Origin of the sequence: Pseudomonas sp. BIGb0176 (assembly GCF_024810175.1) — a bacterium.
Lineage (GTDB): Bacteria > Pseudomonadota > Gammaproteobacteria > Pseudomonadales > Pseudomonadaceae > Aquipseudomonas > Aquipseudomonas protegens.
This window is the reverse complement of record NZ_JANUEC010000003.1, coordinates 440,923-466,428: the sequence shown is the minus strand read 5'-3', so window position 1 is coordinate 466,428 and position 25,506 is coordinate 440,923. Positions and strand designations below refer to the sequence as shown.

The 25,506-nt window shown below is 63.4% G+C and carries 22 protein-coding genes and 1 pseudogene; 14 read left to right on the top strand and 9 right to left on the bottom strand.

Translation table 11 applies throughout. From position 1 onward, the window contains the following. Window positions 1-173: 173 nt before the first annotated feature. Window positions 174-1,205: pseudogene (locus tag M2395_RS31895) on the top strand (cache domain-containing protein); the annotation flags it as partial. 93 nt (window positions 1,206-1,298) lie between these two features. Next, the gene (locus M2395_RS31890; protein ID WP_370059447.1) at window positions 1,299-2,063 is read left to right on the top strand and encodes a methyl-accepting chemotaxis protein; all 765 of its coding nucleotides are present in this window, start codon (window positions 1,299-1,301) and stop codon (window positions 2,061-2,063) included. Between the two features lie 40 nt (window positions 2,064-2,103). On the opposite strand, the gene M2395_RS20240 is transcribed toward M2395_RS31890, so the two are convergent. Together M2395_RS20240 and purU are read right to left on the bottom strand one after the other, a co-directional pair. Continuing rightward, entirely contained in the window at window positions 2,104-2,286 is a 183-nt protein-coding gene (locus M2395_RS20240) for a hypothetical protein (protein ID WP_011063039.1), read from the bottom strand. 68 nt (window positions 2,287-2,354) lie between these two features. Continuing rightward, window positions 2,355-3,203: a formyltetrahydrofolate deformylase gene (purU, locus tag M2395_RS20235; RefSeq protein WP_011063040.1), complete on the bottom strand. Its 849-nt coding sequence runs from the start codon at window positions 3,201-3,203 to the stop codon at window positions 2,355-2,357. Between the two features lie 346 nt (window positions 3,204-3,549). On the opposite strand from purU, the gene mvaT reads away from it, so the two are divergent. After that, window positions 3,550-3,924, top strand: coding sequence for a histone-like nucleoid-structuring protein MvaT (gene mvaT / locus M2395_RS20230; RefSeq protein WP_011063041.1), 375 nt, complete (start codon window positions 3,550-3,552; stop codon window positions 3,922-3,924). A 104-nt stretch (window positions 3,925-4,028) separates the two neighbouring features. Here mvaT and sbcB read toward each other — a convergent pair whose 3' ends face one another. Next, a complete protein-coding gene (gene sbcB, locus M2395_RS20225; RefSeq protein WP_011063042.1) occupies window positions 4,029-5,456 on the bottom strand; it encodes an exodeoxyribonuclease I in 1,428 nt (475 codons plus the stop codon). 182 nt (window positions 5,457-5,638) lie between these two features. On the opposite strand from sbcB, the gene M2395_RS20220 reads away from it, so the two are divergent. The 6 genes from M2395_RS20220 to M2395_RS20195 are packed head-to-tail and all read left to right on the top strand — an operon-like array spanning window position 5,639 to window position 12,405. Continuing rightward, window positions 5,639-6,364 carry an RDD family protein gene (locus M2395_RS20220; RefSeq protein WP_011063043.1) on the top strand — a complete coding sequence of 242 codons (726 nt, stop codon included), beginning with the start codon at window positions 5,639-5,641 and terminating at the stop codon, window positions 6,362-6,364. Beyond that, on the top strand, window positions 6,361-7,341 hold the full coding sequence (locus M2395_RS20215; RefSeq protein ID WP_011063044.1) for a stage II sporulation protein M: 981 nt from the start codon (window positions 6,361-6,363) through the stop codon (window positions 7,339-7,341). Before M2395_RS20220 ends, M2395_RS20215 begins: the two co-directional genes overlap by 4 nt. Next, window positions 7,328-8,878: a DUF4129 domain-containing protein gene (locus tag M2395_RS20210; RefSeq protein WP_011063045.1), complete on the top strand. Its 1,551-nt coding sequence runs from the start codon at window positions 7,328-7,330 to the stop codon at window positions 8,876-8,878. Before M2395_RS20215 ends, M2395_RS20210 begins: the two co-directional genes overlap by 14 nt. After that, on the top strand, window positions 8,875-10,038 hold the full coding sequence (locus tag M2395_RS20205; RefSeq protein ID WP_123431354.1) for a DUF4350 domain-containing protein: 1,164 nt from the start codon (window positions 8,875-8,877) through the stop codon (window positions 10,036-10,038). The genes M2395_RS20210 and M2395_RS20205 overlap by 4 nt, the downstream gene beginning before the upstream one ends. Continuing rightward, entirely contained in the window at window positions 10,035-11,060 is a 1,026-nt protein-coding gene (locus tag M2395_RS20200; protein ID WP_015636785.1) for a MoxR family ATPase, read from the top strand. Before M2395_RS20205 ends, M2395_RS20200 begins: the two co-directional genes overlap by 4 nt. 13 nt (window positions 11,061-11,073) lie before the next feature. After that, window positions 11,074-12,405 carry a DUF58 domain-containing protein gene (locus tag M2395_RS20195; protein WP_011063048.1) on the top strand — a complete coding sequence of 444 codons (1,332 nt, stop codon included), beginning with the start codon at window positions 11,074-11,076 and terminating at the stop codon, window positions 12,403-12,405. Window positions 12,406-12,420: 15 nt separating this feature from the next. Here M2395_RS20195 and M2395_RS20190 read toward each other — a convergent pair whose 3' ends face one another. Together M2395_RS20190 and M2395_RS20185 are read right to left on the bottom strand one after the other, a co-directional pair. After that, entirely contained in the window at window positions 12,421-12,780 is a 360-nt protein-coding gene (locus M2395_RS20190) for a PilZ domain-containing protein (protein ID WP_011063049.1), read from the bottom strand. A 219-nt stretch (window positions 12,781-12,999) separates the two neighbouring features. Then, window positions 13,000-13,374, bottom strand: coding sequence for a hypothetical protein (locus M2395_RS20185; RefSeq protein ID WP_011063050.1), 375 nt, complete (start codon window positions 13,372-13,374; stop codon window positions 13,000-13,002). A 157-nt stretch (window positions 13,375-13,531) separates the two neighbouring features. Here M2395_RS20185 and pyk point away from each other — a divergent pair, with 157 nt between their 5' ends. Further along, window positions 13,532-14,983: a pyruvate kinase gene (pyk, locus tag M2395_RS20180; protein WP_011063051.1), complete on the top strand. Its 1,452-nt coding sequence runs from the start codon at window positions 13,532-13,534 to the stop codon at window positions 14,981-14,983. An 83-nt stretch (window positions 14,984-15,066) separates the two neighbouring features. Here the strand turns inward: pyk and M2395_RS20175 are convergent, their stop codons facing one another. The 3 genes from M2395_RS20175 to M2395_RS20165 are packed head-to-tail and all read right to left on the bottom strand — an operon-like array spanning window position 15,067 to window position 17,882. Further along, window positions 15,067-15,816, bottom strand: coding sequence for an enoyl-CoA hydratase-related protein (locus M2395_RS20175; RefSeq protein WP_015636786.1), 750 nt, complete (start codon window positions 15,814-15,816; stop codon window positions 15,067-15,069). A gap of 28 nt (window positions 15,817-15,844) precedes the next feature. After that, complete coding sequence (locus M2395_RS20170; protein WP_065365295.1) at window positions 15,845-16,783, bottom strand: iron-sulfur-binding ferredoxin reductase; 939 nt, start codon at window positions 16,781-16,783, stop codon at window positions 15,845-15,847. Next, entirely contained in the window at window positions 16,776-17,882 is a 1,107-nt protein-coding gene (locus M2395_RS20165; protein WP_019094622.1) for a diguanylate cyclase, read from the bottom strand. The genes M2395_RS20170 and M2395_RS20165 overlap by 8 nt, the downstream gene beginning before the upstream one ends. A 337-nt stretch (window positions 17,883-18,219) precedes the next feature. Here M2395_RS20165 and M2395_RS20160 point away from each other — a divergent pair, with 337 nt between their 5' ends. The 4 genes from M2395_RS20160 (at window position 18,220) to M2395_RS20145 (ending at window position 24,574) form a co-directional block, all read left to right on the top strand. Beyond that, window positions 18,220-19,743 (top strand): fumarate hydratase, encoded by a 1,524-nt coding sequence (locus M2395_RS20160; RefSeq protein ID WP_011063055.1) that lies wholly within the window; start codon window positions 18,220-18,222, stop codon window positions 19,741-19,743. Window positions 19,744-19,896: 153 nt separating this feature from the next. Further along, a complete protein-coding gene (locus M2395_RS20155; protein WP_011063056.1) occupies window positions 19,897-21,663 on the top strand; it encodes an ATP-binding protein in 1,767 nt (588 codons plus the stop codon). Continuing rightward, entirely contained in the window at window positions 21,657-22,991 is a 1,335-nt protein-coding gene (locus tag M2395_RS20150; protein ID WP_011063057.1) for a sigma-54 dependent transcriptional regulator, read from the top strand. The genes M2395_RS20155 and M2395_RS20150 overlap by 7 nt, the downstream gene beginning before the upstream one ends. A 260-nt stretch (window positions 22,992-23,251) precedes the next feature. Next, entirely contained in the window at window positions 23,252-24,574 is a 1,323-nt protein-coding gene (locus tag M2395_RS20145) for an MFS transporter (RefSeq protein WP_011063058.1), read from the top strand. Window positions 24,575-24,667: 93 nt separating this feature from the next. Here the strand turns inward: M2395_RS20145 and M2395_RS20140 are convergent, their stop codons facing one another. Next, window positions 24,668-25,423: a hypothetical protein gene (locus M2395_RS20140; protein WP_015636788.1), complete on the bottom strand. Its 756-nt coding sequence runs from the start codon at window positions 25,421-25,423 to the stop codon at window positions 24,668-24,670. Between the last annotated feature and the right edge of the window lie 83 nt (window positions 25,424-25,506).

Here is a 25,506-nt window from a genome sequence, read left to right as displayed (position 1 = left end):
TTTGGCCTTACACGGTCGATATGAATAAATGATGGATCAGAAGTATCTGAAATAAAGGTCAGGTAATTCCCGTGGGATAGATGGAGATATCAGCTTACTTATAACACCGCCCTTCTGTGCGTTTTTCCAACCCGATGCCCTGGACTCAAAGACCTTAGCGGACACCCCAAGCCATGAACAAAAATCTGCGCTTCAGCCACAAGATCCTGCTTGCCGCCTCGCTGATCGTCATAGCTGCATTTGCACTATTCACGCTCTACAACGATTACCTGCAACGCAACGCCATTCGTGATGATCTGGACAACTATCTTCAGGAAATGGGCGACGTCACGGCAAAAAATATTCAGACCTGGCTCGCCGGTCGCGCCCTGCTGATCGAGAACATCTCCCAGTCGGTGGCCCTCAACACGGACCCTGCGAATGTCAGCAACCTGCTGGAACAGAAATCCGTCAGCTCGACCTTCATGGGGGCCTACCTGGGCAACAATGACGGCACCTTCATCATCCGTCCCAACAGCAAGATGCCGGATGGCTACGATCCTCGCGCCCGCCCCTGGTACAAGAGTGCCGAAAGCAGCAGCGGCTCGGCCCTGACCGAACCCTATATCGACCTGGCGTCCGGCCAGTTGGTGATCTCCATCGTCGACAGCGTGATCAAGGCCGGCCAGAGGATCGGTGTGGTCGGCGGCGACCTGAGCCTGCAAGTAATCACCGACAGCATCAATGCCCTGGACTTCGACGGCATGGGCTACGCCTTCCTGATCAGCGCCGACGGCAAGATCCTGGTGCACCCGGACAAGAACCTGGTGATGAAGACCCTCAAGGACGTCTACCCCCAGGACACCCCCAAGATCAGCAGTGAACTCAGCGAGATCACTGTCGATGGCAAGCCGCGCATTGTCACCTTCACCCAGATCAAGGGCCTGTCCTCGGTGAACTGGTACATCGGCCTGTCCGTGGACAAGGACAAGGCTTTCGCCATGCTCAGCGAGTTCCGCACCTCGGCGATCATCGCCACCCTGACGGCCGTGGCCCTGACCATTGCCCTGCTGGGCCTGCTGATCCGCCTGCTGATGCAGCCGCTGCACGTGATGACCCGGGCCATGCAGGACATCGCCGATGGCGAAGGCGACCTGACTCGACGCCTGAACATCCATAACCAGGACGAGTTCGGCATCCTCGGCACCGCCTTCAACCGTTTCGTCGAACGCATCCACGGCTCGATCCGCGAAGTGTCCTCGGCCACCGAGCACGTCAACGAAGTCGCCCTGCGCGTGGTCAGCGCCTCCAACTCGTCGATGCTCAACTCCGACGAGCAGGCCAGCCGCACCAACAGCGTGGCCGCCGCCATCAATCAGCTCGGGGCCGCCGCCCAGGAAATCGCCCGCAATGCCGCCCAGGCTTCGCAACAGGCCAGCGATGCGCGCAACCTCGCCGAAGACGGCCAGCAAGTGGTGGATCGCAGCATCCAGGCGATGAACCAACTGTCGGACATGATCAGCGCCTCCAGCAGCAACATCGAAACCCTCAATAGCAAGACCGTGAACATCGGGCAGATCCTCGAAGTGATCACCAGCATTTCCCAGCAGACCAATCTGCTGGCCCTCAACGCGGCCATCGAAGCGGCCCGGGCCGGCGAGGCAGGACGCGGCTTTGCCGTGGTTGCCGATGAAGTGCGCAACCTGGCGCACCGCACCCAGGAGTCGGCGCAGCAAGTGCAGGGCATGATCGAGGAGTTGCAAGTGGGCGCTCGCGAATCGGTGAGCACCATGAGTAACAGCCAGCGCCACAGCCAGGACAGCGTGGAAATCGCCAACCAGGCCGGGGAACGACTCAACAGCGTGACCCAGCGCATAGGCGAGATTGACGGCATGAACCAGTCGGTGGCCACGGCGACCGAAGAGCAGACCTCGGTGGTGGAGTCCATCAATATGGACATTACCGAGATCAATACGCTGAATCAGGAAGGCGTGGAAAACCTCCAGGCCACCTTGCGGGCCTGCTCCGATCTGGAGCAGCAGGCAGCACGCTTGAAGCAACTGGTGGGCAGTTTCAGGATCTGAAAGCGCCCAATGCCCTGTCGCCGGCTAGCCGGCGGCAGGCTCAAGCAGGCTTGGGCCGGGATGGCGCCTGGGGTTCCTGCTGCAATTGCTCCCACAACTGCGCGGCATCGGGAAAATCGGTGCCGTCGTCAGGGCTCAACTCATCAGGGTCATAACGGCTCAGGCAACCTTCGCCGAGGGTGGCGGGTGCCTTGGACGTGGCTTTATCCAGTGGATCGGTCATCGGGCTGACCTCGTGATGTGCAAAACCAGGAGCGGGGTATTGAACCCCCGCGCCTGGTTTTTTTTCAATCAGAACACCACAGTCTTGTTGCCGTGCACCAGCACACGGTCTTCCAGGTGATAGCGCAGGCCGCGGGCCAGGACCATTTTCTCCACGTCACGACCGAAACGCACCATGTCCTCGATGCTGTCGCTGTGGCTGACCCGCACCACGTCCTGCTCGATGATAGGACCGGCGTCCAGTTCCTCGGTGACGTAGTGGCAGGTTGCGCCGATCAGCTTCACACCGCGCAGCGAGGCCTGATGGTAAGGCTTGGCACCGACAAAGGATGGCAGGAAGCTGTGGTGGATGTTGATCACCTTGTGCGCGTACTCGCTGCACAGCTCCGGCGGCAGGATCTGCATGTAGCGCGCCAGCACCACCACTTCGGCGTCGTGCTGCTTGACCAGGCGCGACACCTCGGCGAAGGCCGGCTCCTTGTCCTGCGGGTTGACCGGCACGTGGTAATAAGGAATGCCGTGCCACTCGACCATGCTGCGCAGATCATCGTGGTTGGAAATCACGCAGGCGATCTGGCAATCCAGCTCATCGCTGTGCCAGCGGTGCAGCAAGTCGGCCAGGCAGTGGGATTCGCGGCTGGCCATCAGTACCACGCGCTTTTTCTCGGCGGTATCGGTAATGCGCCAGTCCATCGAGAACTCTTCGGCGATCGGCGCAAAGGCCTCGCGAAAAGCCTCCAGGCCAAAGGGCAGTGAATCGGCACGAATCTCGTGGCGCATGAAAAACCAGCCACTGAGATTGTCCGAGTGGTGGCTCGCTTCGGTGATCCAACCGTTGTGGGAGGCTAGAAAGTTACTGACTTTGGCAACGATGCCAACGCGGTCAGGGCAAGAAATCACCAACCGAAAGGTGCGCATGGGGGGGAAACTCCAGAACTTCGCAAAGGTCGCCATTCTAGCGATTGCGCGACAAAACTGCAGTATTCATTGCATCCAGCGCCCCGGGCAGATCACCAAGGGCCGCTCCGGCCCGGCTTAGCGGCCGCTACTCCAGGCGCCGTAATGGCACTTGTAAATAGTGCTTAACTAGTTTGTGAATAACCGGCCCGAATGCATCAACCTATTAAATAGCGAAATGTCTTTTACGCCTAAACACACTAAGAGAGACGAATAAAACAGCGGTATTATGTTTACTTGCTCAAACTCCCTGACTATTATTGCGACACTGTCACCCAGCCACTCAGCGCTCAATAAGGTAGTCCTCATGTCCCTGATCAACGAATACCGTGCCACTGAAGAAGCCATCAAAGAACTGCAAGCGCGTTTGAAGAACCTGTCCCAAGACGACAAACTGAAAGCCGAACTGGAGTTCGAAGGCAAACTGCGCAGCCTGATGGGCGAGTACTCCAAATCCCTGCGCGACATCATCGCCCTGCTGGATCCGGACTCGAAAGTTAAAGCACCTCGCGCCGCGGTTAAAACCACCGGCACCAAGCGCGCCCGTAAAGTTAAACAGTACAAGAACCCGCACAACGGCGAAGTCATCGAAACCAAAGGTGGCAACCACAAGACTCTGAAAGAGTGGAAAGCCAAGTGGGGCGGCGACGTGGTAGAAGGCTGGGCCACCCTGCTGGGCTAAGCCTCTCCGTTGAGCGCCCGGGCTTTGCAGCCCTACAGAGAAAACGCCAGCATGCTGGCGTTTTTTTATGCCCTGGCAACCCGCCCAAGGAGCGGGGCCGCTGCTCAAAGAGCCAGGCGCCTCGTCAGGGCCTGCACATAGTCCTGCCATTGATCCAGAACCTGACGCTGCATCGGGTCCGCACTTAACAGCGATTGCTCAAGCCCTTGCCGGAAACTTTCCAGGGTATTGGGAGCACCGAGTTGCGGATCTAGCAAACGCTGCTGACAAAAAACCAGCCAACGTTCTTGCTCGGCTTTGTTCAATGTTTCTGGAAAGTTGCGGGCACGGTAGCGAAAGAGTAATTCCGGCAAGCGCTCATCATCGAATGGCCATTGTTGCTGGGCCAAGTGCAACGGGTCAGCCTCACGTACTTGCTCACACAAACGCCGGTCACGGTCACCAATAAAACCGTCGTACAACTGTTGCTCCGGGTCATCGCTTGCGGCAAATTCATCCGGCCCATAAATCACCGAAAGTTTATCCCGCCAAACTTCTTGAGCTTCGCTCAAGGCCACAGCCCGACGCTGATATAGCTCCATGTCCAAGTGCAGCCGCTGTTGATCTTCACTGCGCAGAACACTCAATGGCGCCACGACCGGGCAGCGATTGATATGGATGAGTTTCAACGGCACCGGCAACTCGCCTTCGAGCAGATCTTCCCGGCGCGTGTACAAACGCTGGCGCAGGGTTTCGGCGTCCAACTCCAACAGCCCCTGAGGGTCCAGGTGCAGGTCGCAGACAATCAAGGCATTGCGATTGCGTGGATGCCAGGCCAGGGGCAGGACCACGCCGATGTAGTGGCGCGCCGCAGAAAAGCGCCCGGAGATGTGCACCATGGGTTGCAACAGGCGGACCTGATCCATCACCCGCTGCTTGCTGCGCAACTGGAACAGCCAGTCATAGAGTCTGGGCTGTTTGTCGCGAACCAATCGCGCCAGGGCGATGGTCGCCCGAACATCGGACAGCGCGTCATGGGCCTGGCCGTGATCGATGCCGTTGGCTGCGGTCAGGCGCTCCAGCTTGAGGCTTACCTGCCCCTGCTCCTCGGGCCAGACGATCCCCTGGGGGCGCAACGCATAAGCCGTGCGCACCACGTCGATCAGGTCCCAACGGCTGTTGCCGCCCTGCCACTCCCGGGCGTAGGGGTCGAAGAAATTGCGATACAGGCTGTAGCGGGTCATCTCATCGTCGAAACGCAGGGTGTTGTAGCCCACGCCGCAGGTCCCGGGGCGCGCCAGTTGCTCGTGCACCCGGGTCATGAAATCCGCCTCCCCCAGGCCTTGTTCGGCCAGACGGCCAGGGGTGATGCCAGTGATCATGCAAGCCATCGGATGGGGCAGGATATCGTCGCTGGGCTGGCAGTAGAGGTTGACCGGCTCGTCGATCTCGTTGAGTGCCAGGTCGGTGCGGATACCGGCCACTTGCAACGGGCGATCACAACGCGGATTGATGCCGGTGGTTTCGTAGTCGTACCAAAAGAGGGAAGTCACGGCCTGTTCCTGAACTGAAAGACCGCCGCAGTCTAGGCGTTCAGGCGCCGTCAGGGCCAGCCGCACGAACCGGGGCAAAGGCATTGGACTTGGCGAATTCGTAGTTAATGATGTCGTTTGTCCCTCAGACACTGCTAGCATCGGCGCTGGATTTTTTACCAGACCAAGCCGATAAGTTACCCATGCTTGAGACGACAGCAACGCCAAGGAACGCATCGCTGCACCCGCCACTGGATACGCGCTACCAGGTCGAAACCCCCGAGGGCATCGACCTGCCGCTGCGGCCTGCGGGGTTGCTGGTGCGCACCCTGGCCTTCAGTCTCGACCTGGGCATCCGCGGGCTGGTGCTGGGCCTGCTGTTCATCATCCTGGGCTTTTTCGACGAAGTCGGCGTCGGCCTCGGCTCCATCCTGCTGTTCCTCATCAGTTGGTGGTACATGGTGCTGTTCGAGGTGCTGAACCAGGGGCGCTCCCCCGGCAAGCAACTGATGGGGCTGCGAGTGGTGCAGGACGACGGCACCCCGATTGGCTGGAGTGCCTCCCTGACCCGCAACCTGCTGCGCTTTGCCGACATGCTGCCTTTCGGCTATTTCCTCGGCGCCATCAGTTGCCTGCAGCACCCGACCTTCAAACGCCTCGGCGATCTGGCCGCCGGCACCCTGGTGATCTACCGCGAGCAGCCGGTCAAACGCCCCGAACTGCCGCCAGCCGTCCCCCGCACCGCGCCCTTCGCCCTGAGCCTGAATGAGCAACGGGCGATCCTCGGCTTTGCCGAGCGCCAGGGCCAGCTGTCGGCCGAACGTACCCGGGAACTGGCCGGCATCCTCGCACAACCGCTGCATGTACCCAGTGCCCAGGCCACGGCCGAACTCAATGGCATTGCCCGCGGCTTCCTGGGAACCCCATGAAACAAAGCCTTTTCGAACACCGCCACCAGGCGCAATGGCAACAGTTCGAGCAATTGCTCGAGCGTCTGGAACATGGCCGGGCCAAAGCCGAGGAATGCCAGAGCTTCGTCCAGGACTACCGGCGCCTGTGCCAGCACCTGGCCCTGGCCGAAGAACGCGGCTACAGCAGCTACCTGATCGATCCGCTGCAACAACTGGCCCTGCGCGGCCACCAGCAGCTGTACCGACAGCGCAGCGCCTTCGGGGCCAATCTATTGAGTTTCGTGCTGGCCGGTTTCCCCCGCCTGGTGCGTCAGGAGTGGCGCCTGGTGCTGCTGGCCAGCCTGCTGTTCTTCGGCAGCCTGCTGGCCATCGGGGTGCTGGTGTACCTGTTTCCCGATCTGATCTACAGCCTGGTGAGCCCGCAGCAAGTCAGCGAGATGCAGGGCATGTACGACCCTACCGCCGGGCGCCTGGGGCGGGCCGCCGAACGGGCCTCGAGCGAAGACTGGGTGATGTTCGGCTACTACATCATGCACAACATCGGGATCGCCTTTCAGACCTTTGCCAGCGGCCTGCTGTTCGGCGTGGGCAGTGTGTTCTTCCTGTTTTTCAACGGCCTGATGATCGGCGCCATTGCCGGCCACCTGACCCAGATCGGCTTCGGCCAGACCTTCTGGCCGTTCGTGATCGGCCACGGCGCCTTTGAACTCAGCGCCATTGCCCTGTCTGGCGCCGCCGGGCTAAAACTTGGCTGGGCGTTGATCGCGCCGGGCCGCCTGACCCGCGGCGAAGCCCTGCTGCAAGCCGCGCGCGTCAGCGTGCAACTGATCTACGGCGTCATCGGCTTCTTGCTGATCGCCGCCTTTGTCGAAGCCTACTGGTCCTCCATGACCTGGCCGGCCGCCTGGGTCAAATACAGCGTCGGCAGTGCCCTTTGGGGCCTGGTGGCGGCCTACCTGACCCTGGCCGGACGTGAATCCCATGCGCCTGAGTGATGCCAGCGTGGTGATCCGCCCCCGCAGCGCCTGGGAGGCCATGGACCTGGGCGTGCTACTGAGCCAGCGTCATCGGCGCTTGCTGATGACCAGTTGGGCCATCGTCAGCCTGCCAGTGTTCGCCCTGCTGAGCCTACTGCTCTGGGAATCGCCGTCGCTGGCGATCCTGCTGTTCTGGTGGCTGAAGCCGGCCTTCGAACGCCTGCCGCTGTTTATTCTGTCTAAAGCCCTGTTCGGCGAAACACCCAGCCTGGGGCAAGCGCTGAAACAATGGCCTCGCCTGCTCAAGCCGCAACTGCTGGCCAGCCTGACCTGGCGCCGCTTCAGCATGAGCCGCAGCTTCACCCTGCCGGTGGTACAACTTGAAGGCCTGAGCGCCGACGCCCGGCAACAACGCCTGGCGGTGCTGCTACAGAAAAATGCCGGGGCCGCGCGCTGGCTGACCCTGATTGGCATGCACCTGGAAGGCGCCCTGTGGATTGGCCTGATGGTGCTGTTCTACCTGCTGCTGCCACAACAGGTCGAAGTGGACTGGAGCTGGCAGAGCCTGATGATCGCCGCCCAACAGGACTGGCTATGGCTGGAACACCTGACCAACGTCTTCTACGCCCTGGTCCTGGTGATCTGGGAGCCGATCTACGTGGCCTGCGGTTTCAGCCTGTACCTGAACCGACGCACCGAGCTGGAGGCCTGGGACATCGAGCTGGTATTCCGTCGCCTGCGCCAGCGCCTGACCGGTGCCAGCACGCTGCTCTTGCTCGCCGGCCTGCTGTTCCTGGCACCGACCCAACCGCTCTGGGCCGCCGCCCCCAGCAGTTCCGCGGCCGGCCCCGAGACCCCGCGGCTGCTGCAGCAACCGCTGACCAGCAAGGCCTCCAGGGACAGCATCCAGGCCATCCTGGACAAGCCCCCCTTCAAGAACCAGGAGTCGGTCACTCGCTACCGTTTCGGTGACGAGCAAGCCCAGAAGAAGGACGCCAAGGGCAAGCCTCCAGGCTGGCTCAAGAACCTGCTGGAAAGCCTCGGCAAGGACAGTTTCGGCGGGGTCGCCAAGGGCCTGGAGATTCTGCTCTGGGGGTTGCTGCTGGCGGCTCTGGGCTGGCTGATCTGGCGCTACCGCGATTGGCTGCAGGCCTTCGTCAGCCGTCGTCCGCTGCCGCGCAAGAAACGCCCCGCGGCCATGCCCCAGCAGTTGTTCGGCCTGGAAGTCAGCAGCGAAACCCTGCCCGCCGATGTCGCCGCCCGCGCCGCTGAACTCTGGGCCAGCCAGCCCCGGGAAGCCCTGGGCCTGCTGTACCGGGCGCTGCTCAGTCGCTTGCTGGAAGACTTCCACCTGCCCCTCAGCGTGGCCGATACCGAAGGCCAGGTGCTGGAGCGCATCAAGGCGCTGCAGCAGCCACAATTGGAGGCTTTCAGCATCAGCCTGACCCGCCACTGGCAGAACATGGCGTACGGTCATCAGGTACCCGGCGCCGACCTGCAACCACAACTGTGCGGCGCCTGGCGCAGCCTGTTCGGCCCCGGAGCACAGCCATGAAGCGCTACCTGTGGGGCGGCCTGGTCCTGCTCCTGGCTCTGGTCCTCGGGGCCGGCGGCTATTACCTGTATCGCCATGCCACGCCCTATCAGGAATTGGTCGATCACGGCCCCTCCCCCGAGGCCCGGGCCAACCCCTACCTGGCAGCCGAGATGTTCCTGCGCGAACGTGGCCTCAAGGTGCAACACGCCAATAGCCTGGACGTCCTGGCCAGCTTGCCCCCGGCCGGCAACAGCCTGTTGCTGCTGGGGGAGCGCTCGAACATGAGCCCGCCCCAGGTCGACCAGCTCCTGGAGTGGGCCCGCGCCGGCGGCCGCCTGCTCTTCGTCGCCGAGGCCCTGTGGGACGAGGACAGCCAGAAGAGCGGCGACCTGCTGCTGGACCGGGTGCAGATCCACCAGCAGCTCAGCCAGGACCTTGACGAGCCACCGGAGCCGGAAGCCGACGATGCCTATCCGAAGCTGACCAAGGTCTACCTGGAAGACGAACAGGCTCCGGCCTACATCAGTTTCGACACCGACTTCCACCTGGACGACCCGCAAAGCCTGGCGCAATCCTGGGCCAACAGCGGCGCGGCGACCCACATGATCCAGCTTGAATACGGCAAGGGCGCGGTCATCGTGCTCACCGATGCCGATATCTGGAAAGCCCCGGCCATCGGCCTGTACGACAACGCCTGGCTGCTGTGGTACCTCAATACCGATAGCGCCGTGACGCTGCTGTTCAATACCGATCACCCGGACCTCTGGCAGTTGCTCTGGCGCTATTTCCCCCAGGCGCTGGTAGCCCTGGCCCTGCTGCTCGGCCTGTGGCTCTGGCAGGCCGGCATGCGCCACGGGCCGTTGCTGGCTCCAGCCCCCAAGGCGCGGCGCCAACTGCGTGAACACCTGCGGGCCAGTGCCGACTTCCTGCTGCGCCATGCCGGCCAGGGTGCGTTGCTGCAGGCCTTGCAACTGGATATCCGGCGCCGTGCGCGGCGCCGCCACCCGGGCTTCGAGCAATTGCCGGCCGAGGCCCAGTGGGACGTGCTGGCCCTGCTCAGCCAACAACCTGTCGAGGCCATTCGACAGGCCCTGCAACCCTTGTCCGGGCAGCGCCTTTCCAGCGTTGATTTCAGCCACCAGGTCGCCCGCCTGCAAACTCTCAGGAATGCCCTATGAGCGAACAACCGATCGAATTCCCCGAGCCTTCCGAGGCTCCACAGCCTCAGGTCCATGCTGCCCAGCAGCGCCAGCGGGCCAGCCAGCTGGCTCAGGCGGTGCGCCTGGAACTGCAGAAGGCGGTGATCGGCCAGGAAGCGGTCATCGATGATGTGCTGACCGCCCTGATCGCTGGCGGCCATGTGCTGCTCGAAGGCGTACCCGGGCTCGGCAAGACCCTGCTGGTACGAGCCCTGGCCCGCTGCTTTGGCGGCGAGTTCGCGCGCATCCAGTTCACCCCCGACCTGATGCCCAGCGACGTCACCGGGCATGCGGTATACGACCTGCAGACCGAGCAGTTCAAGCTGCGCAAGGGCCCGCTGTTCACCAACCTGCTGCTGGCGGACGAGATCAACCGCGCGCCGGCCAAGACCCAGGCCGCCCTGCTGGAAGCCATGCAGGAACGTCAGGTCACCCTCGAAGGCCGAGCGCTGCCCATCGCCCAGCCGTTCATGGTCCTGGCTACCCAGAACCCCATCGAACAGGAAGGCACCTACCCGCTGCCGGAGGCCGAGCTGGATCGCTTCATGCTCAAGCTGCGCATGGACTACCCGGATGCCGAACAAGAACTGACCATGGTCCGCCAGGTGACGCGCTCGACCCGCGCCGACATGCTCGACGTACAGCCTCTGCGCACCGTACTCCAGGCCAAGGACGTACTGGCCCTGCAGCGCATCGCCAGCGAACTGCCCCTGGACGAGCAGGTGCTCGATTATGCCGTGCGCCTGGCCCGGGCCACCCGCAGTTGGCCAGGCCTGACCCTGGGCGCCGGCCCCCGCGCCTCCATTGCCCTGGTACGCGGCGCTCGTGCCCGGGCCCTGCTGCGTGGCGGCGAATTCGTGATTCCCGATGACATAAAGGGCTGCGCCATGGCCGTGCTGCGGCATCGAGTACGGGTCGCCCCGGAGCTGGACATCGAAGGCCTGTCGGTGGAACAGGTGCTCAAGCAGATGCTCGAACAGATTCCGGCACCGCGCCTGTGAGCCGCCCACGCCAATGAAGCCGACCCGTCTGCTGTTGATCTGGCTGGGTACTTTGACCGGCCTGTACACCCTGCTCGGCGCCGCCCGCGCCCTGGGCAGCGAGGCCCTGCCGCGCCTGGACTCGATTGCCTGGGGCCTGCTGCTGGCGTTGTTGCTGCTGGCATTGCTGGACGCCCTGCGCCTGCTGCGCGTGGCCTCGCCGCAGATCCAGCGCCAGCTACCCGGCAGCCTGCCCCTGGGCCGCTGGAGCGAAGTGCAACTGGAGATCCTGCACGACTACCGGCAACCACTGGATGTGCAGCTGTTCGACCACCCGCCCCAGGGCCTGGGCTTCGAGCACCTGCCGCAGTCCACGCGCTTGGAGCCGGGGCAGGTCAGCCGGATCGGCTATAACGTGCGCCCACTGCAGCGCGGCCACTTCAATTTCGACCAGTGCGAAGTCAGCCTGCCCAGCCCTCTCGGATTATGGAGCGCCAGGCGCCTGCTCAAGGTGCACGACAGCACCCGGGTCTACCCGGACTTCGCCCGGCTCTACGGCGCGCAATTGCTGGCGGTGGACAACTGGCTCAGCCAACTCGGTGTGCGCCAGCGGCAACGCCGCGGCCTGGGCCTGGAGTTCAACCAACTGCGGGAGTTTCGCGAAGGCGACAGCCTGCGGCAGATCGATTGGAAGGCCACGGCCCGCCAACGCGCGCCCATCGTCCGGGAGTACCAGGACGAACGCGACCAGCAGATCATCTTCATGCTCGACTGCGGGCGCCGCATGCGCAGCCAGGATGGCGAGCTGGCGCACTTCGACCACGCCCTCAACGCCTGCCTGCTGCTGAGCTATGTCGCCCTGCGCCAGGGCGATGCGGTGGGCCTGTACAGCTTTGCCGGGGAACGCTCGCGCTACCTTGCACCGGTCAAGGGCTCGGCCCAGTTGAGCGTGCTGCTCAATGGCGTCTACGACCTGGACACCAGTCAGCGCCCCGCCGATTACCAGGCCGCCGCCAGCGAGCTGCTGGCCCGGCAGAAACGCCGGGCACTGGTGGTGCTGATTACCAACCTGCGGGACGAGGATGACCAGGAACTGCTGACGGCGGTCAAGCGAATCGGCCGCCAGCATCGGGTGCTGGTGGCCAGCCTGCGCGAAGAGGTGCTCGACCAGTTGCGCCAGAGCCCGGTGCAAACCCTGCCCGAAGCCCTGGCCTACAGCGCGACGGTGAACTACCTGAACAGCCGCGCCGAGCTGCACGAACGCCTGAGCGCCCACGGCGTCGCCCTGCTCGACGCCCGCCCGGGAGAACTGGGGGCCGAACTGGTCAGCCGCTATCTGAGCTGGAAGAAAGCCGGCAGCCTGTAGCTGCTGCCGAGCGCCTCAGGCCGAGGTCTGCAACGGGTGAAAGCTGAAGTAATGACGCAACGCCTGCTCCAGCTCGACAAACTCCGCACCGGCCCGCAACAGGCTGAAACCGCTGTCGTAGTGGTGCGGCGTCAGGTCCTCATGGCACCAGAGGCAGCAGGCACTGAAGTCGATGAACTGCACCTGGCCGTCACCGCCGGGGACTTTCACCCGCAAGTCGAATTCAGCACCGATCAGCATCGGCAACTGGCTGATCAGCATCAGCCCGTCGGCCGACAGGTTGCCAAGGAAACCCACCGGCTTGTCGGTGAAACGATTGAATACTTTTAAAAAGGACGGCAGTTGGTGCCGCTCGATCCGAGGTTCCATGAACATGCTGGGTATCGCTATGAAAGGTCATTAAGCATGACCGCACTAGTGCTTCGGAACAGGCCCTGATATCGGCCCGCCCTCCCGGATTCGATGCGCGAGGAAGACTGCCAGAAGGATTCCAACGCCACTGCCACCAGCCGGGCCGGGGCAGTTTTCGAACAGCCTGTGCAGATGTTAGCTCAAGCACGAGGGGCAATTACACCGCCCCCTAGTGAATCTCTTTTACAACGCCGTGCGACGAACTTGAGCGGCGCCATTTGCCGGGTAGTGCCCCAACTGTTGCAGGGTATCCAGGCGAGCCCGGGCGCGAAACGCGTACTCGCTGGTGGGGTACTGGGTAATGATGAACTGGTAGGTCTGCGCGGCATCGACGAACAACTTCTGGCGCTCCAGGCATTGCCCGCGCAGCATCGACACTTCCGGCTGGATATAGCGACGGGCACGGCTGTCACGGTCGACCTGGCTCAACTCGAGCATCACGCTCTCGCAGTTGCCGCGGTCATAAGCGCGGTAGGCGTTATTCAAATGATGGTCCATGGACCAGCGGGTACAGCCGACAACACTGACGGCCAGGGCAGCAATGAGTACGAATCGCATGGGGTATCTCCTGTCTTGTGCAGTGTATCGACTCATCGGCAAAAATCTTCAAGGTTGTTGCGGTAAACAAACAAAGCAATAAGTAGTGCAAACGAACAATGACTACAACTTCGGAGCATAGTAGCCTCTCGTTGCGCTTGAACTCAGGAGTCCGTGCATGTCCGTTCGTCGTACCAAAATCGTTGCCACCCTTGGCCCGGCCAGTAACTCGCCGGAAGTTCTCGAACAGCTGATTCTCGCGGGCCTGGATGTTGCCCGTCTGAACTTCTCCCACGGCACTCCGGACGAGCACAAGGCTCGCGCCAAACTGGTCCGCGACCTGGCAGCCAAGCACGGCCGCTTCGTGGCCATCCTCGGCGACCTGCAGGGCCCGAAGATCCGCATCGCCAAATTCGCCAACAAGCGCATCGAGCTGAAGATCGGTGACAAGTTCACCTTCTCCACCAGCCATCCGCTGACCGAAGGCACCCAGGATATCGTCGGCATCGACTACCCGGATCTGGTCAAGGACTGCGGTGTGGGCGACGAGCTGCTGCTGGACGACGGCCGCGTGGTGATGCGTGTGGAAACCGCCACCGCCACCGAATTGCATTGCGTGGTGACCATCGGCGGCCCGCTGTCCGACCACAAGGGCATCAACCGTCGTGGTGGTGGCCTGACCGCTCCGGCCCTGACCGAGAAAGACAAGGCCGATATCAAGCTCGCGGCCGAGATGGAAGTCGATTACCTGGCCGTGTCCTTCCCACGGGACGCCGCCGACATGGAATACGCGCGCAAGCTGCGTGACGAAGCCGGTGGTACTGCCTGGCTGGTAGCGAAGATCGAACGCGCCGAAGCGGTGGCCGACGACGAAACCCTCGACGGCCTGATCAAGGCCAGCGACGCGGTCATGGTTGCCCGTGGCGACCTGGGCGTGGAAATCGGCGACGCCGAGCTGGTGGGCATCCAGAAGAAAATCATTCTGCACGCCCGTCGCCACAACAAGGCGGTGATCGTTGCGACCCAGATGATGGAGTCGATGATCCAGAACCCGATGCCGACCCGCGCCGAAGTGTCCGACGTGGCCAACGCCGTGCTCGACTACACCGATGCGGTGATGCTCTCGGCGGAAAGCGCCGCCGGTGCCTACCCGCTGGAAGCGGTGCAGGCCATGGCGCGGATCTGCGTCGGTGCGGAAAAGCACCCCACCAGCAAGACCTCCAGCCACCGCATGGGCAAGGTGTTCGAAAGCTGCGACCAGAGCATCGCCCTGGCTGCCATGTACACCGCCAACCACTTCCCGGGCGTGAAGGCGATCATCGCCCTGACCGAAAGTGGCTACACCCCGCTGATCATGTCGCGCATTCGCTCCTCGGTGCCGATCTACGCCTACTCCCCGCACCGCGAAACCCAGGCTCGCGCAGCCATGTTCCGTGGCGTCTACACCATCCCGTTCGACCCGGCTTCCCTGCCGCCCGAGCAGGTCAGCCAGGCAGCGATCGATGAGCTGCTCAAGCGCGGTGTCGTAGAGAAAGGCGACTGGGTGATTCTCACCAAGGGCGACAGCTACCACACCACCGGCGGCACCAACGGCATGAAGATCCTGCACGTGGGCGACCCGATGGTCTGAGTCTTCGCCTTGCTGAACAAAAAGCCCCGGTGCCGAAAACACCGGGGCTTTTTCATGCCCGCGTGAAACCGCTTTCCAGGGTCTCAGCCCTTGCTGAGAAACCCGGACAACGCGGCGATGGCTTCCGGGGACTGCAGGCGCCGGGTGAATTCCACGCCCTCTTGCTCAATGACCTGGCGCAGTTGCTCGCGGCCCGGCGCCTTCATCAGGCGCTTGCTCACCTGCACCGCTTCGGGCGCCAACTGGCTGAAACGCAAGGCCGCCTCCCGGGCCTTGGCCAAGGTGGCCACACCATCCCCCAGGGCGGCGCTGGCAATCCCCCAGGCGGCGGCCTGTTCGCCACTGAAGCCTTCGCCCAGCAACAGCAACTCCGCCGCCTTGGCCTGCCCCAGCAAGCGCGGCAGGATCAGGCTCGAACCAAATTCCGGGCACAGCCCCAGGTTGACGAACGGCATGCGCAGCCGTGCATCGCGACTGACATAGACCAGATCGCAATGCAGCAGCATCGTGGTGCCGATGCCTACTGCCGCGCCGGCCACTGCGGCCACCACCGGCTTGCGACATTGCACAAGGCTGCGCATGAAGCGAAACACCGGGCTGTCGAGGTCCCGGGGCGGTTGCTGGAGGAAGTCGGCGATGTCATTGCCGGCGGTAAAGCATTCGCTGCTGCCGCAGATCATCACGGCGTTGATCTCGGGATCGCCATCGGCCTCGCTCAGGGCGTCGGCCAGGCGAGCGTACATGGCGCGGGTCAAGGCGTTTTTCTTGTCGGGACGGTTCAGGCGCAGGGTCAGCAGCCCGCCCTCACGTTGCAACTCGATGGCATCGGTCATGGGGATCTCGCTCTGGAAGAATCAGCGCTCAACCGCGGGGCAGGAACACATCGGCCAGCAGTTGATTGCGCGGCAGCCCCGCCAGGTACAGGCGCCGGGCGAAGGCTTCGACACTGTCAGGGTGACCGCAGAGTAAGGCCTGGGTTTGCCGGGAAACAAGCCGCAGTTGCGCCAAAGCGGCTGTCAGCTCGGCCCCGGTCCACAGCTCGACGGACAGCTGGGCCCGGTTCGCCGCCAGGGCCGCCAGGGGTTTGGCCAGGTAATGCTCACTGCTGTCATGGGCCAGGTGAATGATACGGATAGGGCCCTGGTGATCCTGGCGCAAGGCCTCGCGCAGTATGCCGAACAGCGGCGCCAGGCCGGTTCCCGCGGCCAGTAGCCAGAGTGGGCGCTGCTGCCAGTCCGGATCGTAGTGCAAGGCGCCGCCCCGCAACTCCCCCAGGCGCATCGGGTCGCCCAATTGCAACTGGCGCGCCGCATCGCTGAACTGGCCCGGATGCCGGCAATCCAGGTGGAACTCCAGAAAGCGGTCGTCTTCCGGCAGGCTGGCCAGGGAATAAGGCCGGGCGATCTGGCCGGCGGCCCACAGCACCAGATGCTGGCCGGCGCGGTAACGCAAGGGCCGCTGCGGCTGCAGGCGCAGGCGCAGGACCGAGCTCGACAACCAGTCCAGGCCGCTCACCGTCGCAGGCAGGCCATCACGCACAGGGTCGAAGGTCTCGACGTGCAGGTCCTCCACCACCTGGCACTGGCAAGCCAGGCGCCAGCCGAGCCGGCGCTGTTCGTCGCTCAAGGCATCTGGCCGGCTATCGCTGGGCAAGCCCTGGACACAATGCACCAGGCAGGCATGGCAACTACCGGCGCGGCAACTGTAGGGCACCGTCACGCCAGCCTGATTCAGGGCATCCAGCAGGTTGCTTCCAGGCGCCACCGGCCAGCACCGGTTGCCAACGGTCAATTCAGGCATCGAGGTTTTCCCAGGCCGCAGAGCAACGATTGCGACCGTCGCGCTTGGCCCGATACAGCGCCTGATCGGCGCGTTGCAGGGCATGGTCCAGATCGTCGCCGGCCCGCAGCAGGGTCATCCCCGCCGACAGGCTCAGGTCTCGTACGTTAAGGCCCACCAGTTGCACTTCGGTGAACGCCAGGCGCAAACGCTCGCAGCAGGAGGTCAGGCGCTCGGCGTCACACTCGGGCAGCAGTACCACGAATTCCTCGCCACCGTAACGGGCCAATACGTCGCCATCGCGCAGGCAAGCCGTGGCCACCGCGGCGAAGGCCTGCAGTACCTGGTCGCCGGCAGCATGGCCGTGGAGATCGTTGATGCGCTTGAAATGGTCCAGGTCGATCAGCGCCAGCCCATGCACCTGCTCCTGATCCATGGCTTGCAGCTCGCGGCTGGCAATGCGCAGGAAGTGCCGGCGGTTGAACAGGCCCGTCAGTTCATCGGTGGCTACCAGGTCCTCCAGCTGTCGCATCATGCCTCGCAGCGTGTCCTGATGGGCCTGCAAGGCAAAGCGCCGCTGGCGCATGCGTGAGCGCGAAGCCTGGACATAGGCGGCATACAGGCACATCCACACCAGCATCACCAGCAGCACGCAGACCTGCAGCGCGGCCAGTTGCGGATCACCGAGGAGCAGGCGATAGCCGTCCCACAGGTTGACCCCGGCAAAGCAGAAGAAGATCAGCGCCGCGCTGCGCAGATAGGCCCGGCGGGAGAGGTGAAACAGGCCGAACAGCAACGGCAGCAGGTAGAACACCAGGAACACCCCGCGGGCCTGATCCAGATGGGCCATCAGCCAGGTCTGCCAGGCGATGCCCAGCACCACCTGGACTTCGGTCAGGCTGGGGTCGGCGAACTGCAGGTTGCGTCCGCTGACGAACACCCAGCACAGCAGCGCCTGGCTGGCCAGCACCAGGCCAGTGCCCAGCAGCGCGCTGCCGCTCGAAGCACGGGAATGCCCCGTGACGACGGCCAGCCAGAACAGCAGCAGGATCAGTGCGTAAGTGCCCGCGGCAATGGCGAAGCGCTTGAATAACAGGCTCTGGATGGCTTTATGGGTCAATCGTTGACTCACCGTGAGAAAGGAGGCTTAAAGAGTTTCCTACCCTGCAGGCCACTTGCCACTTTAGTGCTGAGCCCGGCAAATGACTATTCAAATTTAAAACCCCGTCACCAGGTTTCAGCGCCGACTCAGGCAAGAACAGTGCCCATCCGATGGGCGACTTTGGTTGGCCCGGCCGGCGGGTGTACCCAACCCCCAGGCGAGGTATACTGCCGCGCCTTTTTAGCGTCGCGCCAGTTGTCTGTCCGGCGTGCCTTAGAAGGTGCCTGCATCCGACCGATGCACCCAAGTGCAGGCACCTTATTAAATGTTCCCGTCTTTTAGAGGAGCGCGACTCATGACCGTGATCAAGCAAGACGACCTGATTCAGAGCGTTGCCGACGCCCTGCAGTTCATTTCCTACTACCACCCCGTGGACTTCATCCAGGCGATGCACGAGGCCTACCTGCGGGAAGAATCGCCGGCTGCCCGTGATTCCATAGCGCAGATCCTGATCAACTCGCGCATGTGTGCCACCGGCCACCGGCCGATCTGCCAGGACACCGGCATCGTCACGGTATTCGTGCGCGTGGGCATGGACGTGCGCTGGGACGGCGCCACCATGAGCCTGGACGACATGATCAACGAGGGCGTGCGTCGCGCCTACAACCTGCCGGAAAACGTCCTGCGCGCCTCCATCCTGGCCGACCCGGCAGGTAGCAGGAAAAACACCAAGGACAACACCCCCGCGGTGATCCACTACTCCATCGTCCCGGGCAACACCGTGGAAGTGGACGTGGCGGCCAAGGGCGGCGGCTCCGAGAACAAATCGAAGATGGCCATGCTCAACCCGTCCGACTCGATCGTCGACTGGGTACTCAAGACTGTTCCGACCATGGGCGCCGGCTGGTGCCCACCGGGCATGCTAGGCATCGGTATCGGCGGCACCGCCGAGAAAGCGGCAGTGATGGCCAAGGAAGTGTTGATGGAATCCATCGACATCCACGAGCTCAAGGCCCGTGGCCCGCAGAACCGCATCGAAGAGATCCGCCTGGAGCTGTTCGAGAAGGTCAACCAGCTGGGCATCGGCGCCCAGGGCCTCGGTGGCCTGACCACCGTGCTCGACGTGAAGATCATGGACTACCCGACCCACGCCGCTTCCCTGCCGGTGTGCATGATCCCCAACTGCGCCGCCACCCGTCACGCGCACTTCGTACTGGATGGCTCCGGCCCGGCGAGCCTGGAAGCGCCACCGCTGGACGCCTACCCGGAAATCGTCTGGGAAGCCGGCCCGTCGGCCCGTCGGGTCAACCTCGACACCCTGACCCCGGAAGAAGTGCAAAGCTGGAAGCCGGGCGAAACCGTACTGCTCAACGGCAAGATGCTCACCGGCCGCGACGCTGCGCACAAACGCATGGTCGAGATGCTGAACAAAGGCGAAACCCTGCCGGTGGACCTCAAGGGTCGCTTCATCTACTACGTCGGCCCGGTCGATCCGGTCGGTGACGAAGTGGTCGGCCCGGCTGGCCCGACCACCGCCACGCGGATGGACAAGTTCACCCGCCAGATCCTCGAGCAGACCGGCCTGCTGGGCATGATCGGCAAGTCCGAGCGCGGCCCGACCGCGATCGAAGCGATCAAGGACAACAAGGCCGTGTACCTGATGGCCGTCGGCGGTGCTGCCTACCTGGTAGCCCAGGCGATCAAGAAGTCCAAGGTCCTGGCCTTTGCCGAACTGGGCATGGAAGCGATCTACGAATTCGAGGTCAAGGACATGCCGGTGACCGTCGCCGTCGACAGCAAGGGCGAGTCGGTGCACATCACAGGTCCCGCCATCTGGCAGAAGAAGATCAGTGACAGCCTGGCGGTAGAAGTGCAGTAAGCCCTTCCTCCGTTCGGCCCAGGCGGCGGTGCTGTTCATTGAATGGCCCGCCGCTTTTTTTATGCACCGCCCTTTCCCGACACTGTCCGCGATCAACGTTAGCCCCGGCGCTCATGCTATCGTTCCCGCCCCCATTGCAGCCTGCCCCGACTCATGGCCCAGATCTCTCGCCCCCTCCGCTTGACGTTCTATATCCTGGTGATTCTTGCTGGCACCGTGCTCAGCGCCGGCCTGGCCATGCGCCATGCAGAACGGCAGACGCTGGTGGAGGAAGCCGCCCGTGCCAATGAGCAGTTGGGGCTGTATGCCAACTCGCTGCATACCCTGATCGAACGCTATCGCGCCCTGCCGGCGGTCCTGGCCCTGGACCCGGAACTGCGCGCGGCGCTGCAGGGGCCGGTGGCCACCGAAACCCAGGACGCATTGAACCGCAAGCTGGAAAAGATCAATGGCGCGGCCCGCTCCTCGACCCTGGAGCTGCTGAACCATGAGGGCCTGGCCGTGGCCGCCAGCAACTGGCGCCTGCCCAGCAGCTACGTGGGCCACAACTACGGCTTTCGCCCCTACTTCAAGCAGACCCGCAGCCAGGGCAGCGGGCGCTTCTACGCGGTGGGCGTGACCAGCGGCATCCCGGGGTATTTCCTGGCCAGCGCAGTCAAGGCCGACAACCAGGACTTCCTCGGGGCCATGGTGGTGAAGCTGGAATTCCCCGAGCTGGAACATGAATGGAGCCAGGGCAACGACACCCTGCTGGTCAGCGATGCCCGGGGCATTGTGTTCATCGCCAACCAGCCAGGCTGGCGCTACCGGCACTTGCAGCCGCTGTCGAGCAACGACCTGGAAGAAATCAAGCTCACCCGCCAGTACGACAAACAGCCCCTGACCCCGCTGCAGCACCAGACGCTGCAACGCTTTGACGACAACAGCAGCCTGGCCCGGGTCGAAGGCCCCGAGGGCCGCGCCAGCTACCTCTGGGAGTCCCTGCCGTTGGCCGCCGAAGGCTGGACCCTGCACCTGCTGCGCAAACCGCCGAATGCCTTCGAGGAAACCCGCAATGCCGGGCTTGCCGCCGCCGGTGCCTGGCTGACCCTGGTGTTCCTGCTGCTGTTCCTCAACCAGCGCTGGCGCCTGGGGAAAGTCCGCCAGCGCAATCGCCAGGAGCTGGAGCAACTGGTGGAGGAACGTACCCGCGATCTGCGCACCGCCCAGGAAGGCCTGGTGCAATCGGCCAAGCTCGCGGCCCTGGGGCAGATGTCCGCCGCCCTGGCCCACGAAATCAACCAGCCCCTGACCACCCAGCGCATGCAGCTGGCAACCCTCAGGCTGTTGCTGGATCACGGCAGGGTGGACGAAGCCTACAAAGCCCTGCGCCCACTGGACGACATGCTGACCCGCATGGCCGCCCTCACCAGCCATCTCAAGACCTTCGCCCGCAAGAGCCCCAGTGGCCTGCGAGAACGCCTGGACCTGACCGCTGTGGTGGACCAGTCGCTGCACTTGCTGGAAGCCCGGCTGCGTGCTGAAGACGTCGAAGTGGTGCTGCAACTGACCCGCCCAGCCTGGGTCCGGGGCGACGCCATCCGCCTGGAACAGGTGCTGATCAACCTGCTGCGCAATGCCCTGGACGCCATGCAGGACAAACCGCACAAGCGCCTGGAGATCAGTCTCGAAGCCGAAGACCAGCTCTGGCAACTGCGGGTGGCCGACAACGGCGGCGGCATTGCCGAGGAACACTTGCTGAGCGTCTTCGATCCATTCTTCACCACCAAACCGGTGGGTGATGGCCTGGGGCTGGGGCTGGCGGTGTCCTATGCCATAGTCCACGAGCTGGGTGGCCGCCTGAGCGTGGCCAACCAGGAGCAAGGGGCGGTGTTCACCCTGAGCCTGCCCATCGACCTGGAGGCCCATATCCAATGCTGAACTCAGTGATCGTGGTGGACGACGAAGCCAGCATCCGTACCGCCGTCGAGCAGTGGCTGAGCCTGTCGGGCTTCGAGGTCCAGCTGTTCAGCCGGGCCGAGGACTGTCTGGCGCAACTGCCGAAGAACTTTCCCGGGGTGATCCTCAGTGATGTGCGCATGCCCGGCATCAGTGGCCTGGAACTGCTGGCCCAGGTCCAGCGCCTGGACCCGGACCTGCCGATCATCCTGCTCACAGGCCACGGCGATGTGCCCATGGCGGTGGAAGCCATGCGCGACGGGGCCTACGACTTCCTGGAAAAACCCTTCAGCCCCGACACCCTGCTCAGCAGCCTGCGCCGGGCCCTGGACAAGCGCCGCCTGGTCCTGGAAAACCGCCGCCTGCACCAACAGGCCGACAGCCGGGCCAAGCTCGACGCCACCTTGCTGGGGGTCTCCAGGGCCTTGCAGACCCTGCGCCGCCAGGTACTGGAACTGGCAGCCCTGCCGGTCAACGTGCTGATCCGCGGCGAGACCGGCAGCGGCAAAGAACTGATTGCCCGCTGCCTGCACGACTTCGGCCCGCGGGCCGGCAAGCCCTTCGTCGCCCTGAACTGCGCGGCGATCCCCGAGCAGTTGTTCGAGGCCGAGCTGTTCGGCCATGAAAGCGGCGCCTTCACCGGCGCCCAGGGCAAACGCATCGGCAAGCTGGAATACGCCGACGGCGGCACGCTGTTTCTCGACGAGATCGAAAGCATGCCCCTGGCCCAGCAGGTCAAGCTGCTGCGGGTGTTGCAGGAGCAGAAGCTGGAACGCCTGGGTTCCAACCAGAGCATCAAGGTCGACCTGCGGATCATCGCCGCCACCAAGCCCGACCTGCTGGACGAGGCCCGTGCCGGGCGTTTCCGTGAAGACCTGGCCTACCGCCTGACCGTGGCTGAACTGCGCCTGCCACCATTGCGCGAGCGCCGCGAGGACATCCCACTGCTCTACGAGCACTTTGCCCAGAATGCCGGGGAACGCCTGGGGCGCAGCGTCGCGCCCTTGAGCGGCGCGCAACTGAGCCGCCTGCTCAGCCACGACTGGCCGGGCAACGTGCGCGAGCTGGCCAACGCCGCCGAGCGCCAGGTGCTGGGCCTGGGCGAGCCGGAACCCGACGCCATCGAACCCGGCCAGTCCCTGGCGGCGCAGCAGGAAGCCTTCGAGGCCCAATGCCTGCGCGCGGCCCTGAGCCGGCACAAGGGTGATATCAAGGCGGTGCTCAACGAGCTGCAACTGCCCCGCCGGACTCTTAACGAAAAGATGCAGCGCCATGGACTGACCAGGGAACAGTTCCTCAAGGAGGAGTAACCCCTATAGGACCCGGCTTGCCGGAGAATCAGCCCTCAAGCCCGGCCCCCCATCGACGCCTTCGCCCACATGCCCAGGGGCACGGCCGCTTTCGGCAATTTCCCGCTTACCCGCAAGGTGCCGATAGGCGGATTTCCGCTCATCACTCCCGCCTCCCCCCCTCTAGCCCGGGCTTCTCGCCCTTGGCACAGGTCCTGCTATAGCCCCAGCAGGCTGCGCTCGCGCGCACTCCACAAAAACAATGAATAGAAGGGTCCTTCATGGATATCTCTAATACCCTGCCTGCCGGGTCGGCGGCTGCGCCCGCCACAGAAAAGACCACCGCCAGCCGCCTTAAGTCGATCTTCAGCGGTTCCGTGGGCAACATGGTCGAGTGGTACGACTGGTACGTCTACGCCGCCTTCTCGCTGTACTTCGCCAAAGTCTTCTTCCCCAAGGGCGACACCACTGCCCAACTGCTGAACACCGCCGCGATCTTCGCCGTGGGCTTCCTGATGCGCCCGATCGGTGGCTGGCTGATGGGGCTGTATGCCGACCGCAAAGGGCGTAAGGCCGCCTTGATGGCCTCGGTGCTGCTGATGTGCTTCGGCTCGCTGATCATCGCCCTGACCCCGGGTTACGAAACCATCGGCGTCGGCGCCCCCATCCTGCTGGTGCTGGCGCGCCTGATGCAGGGCCTGTCGGTAGGCGGTGAATACGGTACCTCGGCCACCTACCTCAGCGAGATGGCGACCAAGGAACGTCGTGGCTTCTTCTCCAGCTTCCAGTACGTGACCCTGATCTCCGGCCAGCTCATCGCCCTGGCGGTGCTGATCGTGCTGCAGAACATTCTGACCACCGAGGAACTGCAGTCCTGGGGCTGGCGGATTCCGTTCGGCATCGGTGCCCTCTGCGCCGTGGTAGCCCTGTACCTGCGTCGCGGCATGGAAGAAACCGAGTCCTTCACCAAGAAGAAGGAAAAGCCCAAGGAAAGCCTGATGCGCACCCTGATGCGTCATCCCAAGGAGTTGATGACCGTGGTCGGCCTGACCATGGGCGGCACCCTGGCCTTCTATACCTACACCACCTACATGCAGAAATACCTGGTGAACACTGTCGGCATGAGCATCTCCGACTCCACCACCATTTCCGCCGCCACGCTGTTCCTGTTCATGTGCCTGCAACCGGTGATCGGTGCTCTCTCGGACAAGGTTGGCCGGCGCCCGATCCTGATTGCCTTCGGTATCCTCGGCACCCTGTTCACCGTGCCGATCCTCACCACCCTGCACACCATCCAGACCTGGTGGGGCGCGTTCTTCCTGATCATGGCGGCGCTGATCATCGTCAGCGGCTACACCTCGATCAACGCGGTGGTCAAGGCCGAGCTGTTCCCTACGGAAATCCGCGCCCTGGGCGTGGGCCTGCCGTACGCACTGACCGTGTCGATCTTCGGCGGTACCGCCGAATACATCGCCCTGTGGTTCAAGAGCATCGGCATGGAAACCGGCTACTACTGGTACGTCACCGCCTGCATCGCCTGTTCGCTGCTGGTCTACGCGACCATGAAAGACACCCGCAAGCATTCGCGGATCGAGACTGACTGAAAACAACAACGCCCGGGTGCAAGGCCCGGGCGCTTTTCGCAATCTGTGGGGAAGCTTTCGCCGGCAAGCCGGCTCCTACAGAGGCTGTACAGGTCAGGAAAGTTCGGCTGCGCCCTGGCGCCCATCGCGGTTCTGGGCCCAGGCCGCCCCCACGATCATCACCAGCAGGATTCCCGCCAATACCGCCGACGAGCCGATGGTGCCGAAATCCAGGCCGCCTTTTTCGTGGGGTTTGGTGAGGAAGTCGCCCAAGGTTGCGCCGAACGGCCGGGTCAATACGAAAGCGACCCAGAACAACAGCACCGACGAGAGCCTGGTGAAGTACTTGAGCAGCACCACCACGGCGATGGTCAAGCCGATCAACAGCGCCCCGCCGGCAAAGCCCAGCCCCGAATCGTCCGCCAGGTAGTCGCCGAGGGCGGTGCCCAGGGTGTTGGAAAACAGGATCGCCATCCAATAGAACATCTCGCCGCGAAAGGTCTGGATCTTGTTGACGTTCAGCGAGTCGCCACTCAGACGCCAGAGCGCGAAGATCGCCAGCAGAATACCGATCAGGATCAACGAGCCACTGGCATAGCCCAGGCCCAGGGTGCGGTCCATGAAATCCGACATGGTGGTGCCGGCGGTACTGGTGGAGAGGATCACGATCCAGTACAGCACCGGGTTGTAGGTCTTGGACCACAGCTGGGTGACCAGGGTCAGCAGGAACACACTGATCAGAATCATCGAGCTGATGGCATAACCCACATTCAGGGTCATCGACAGCAGGTCCCCCGCTGTTTCGCCGAGGGTGGTCGCGCAGATTTTCATGACCCAGAAGGCCAGGGTGATCTGGGGTAGCTTGTTCATTCGCAAAGGTGCTCCAAAGGTCGCATTCAAGGCGGCCTGTCTATGGACTGCAGGCCTGCGCGGAGGCTGAACGTCAAGGGGTG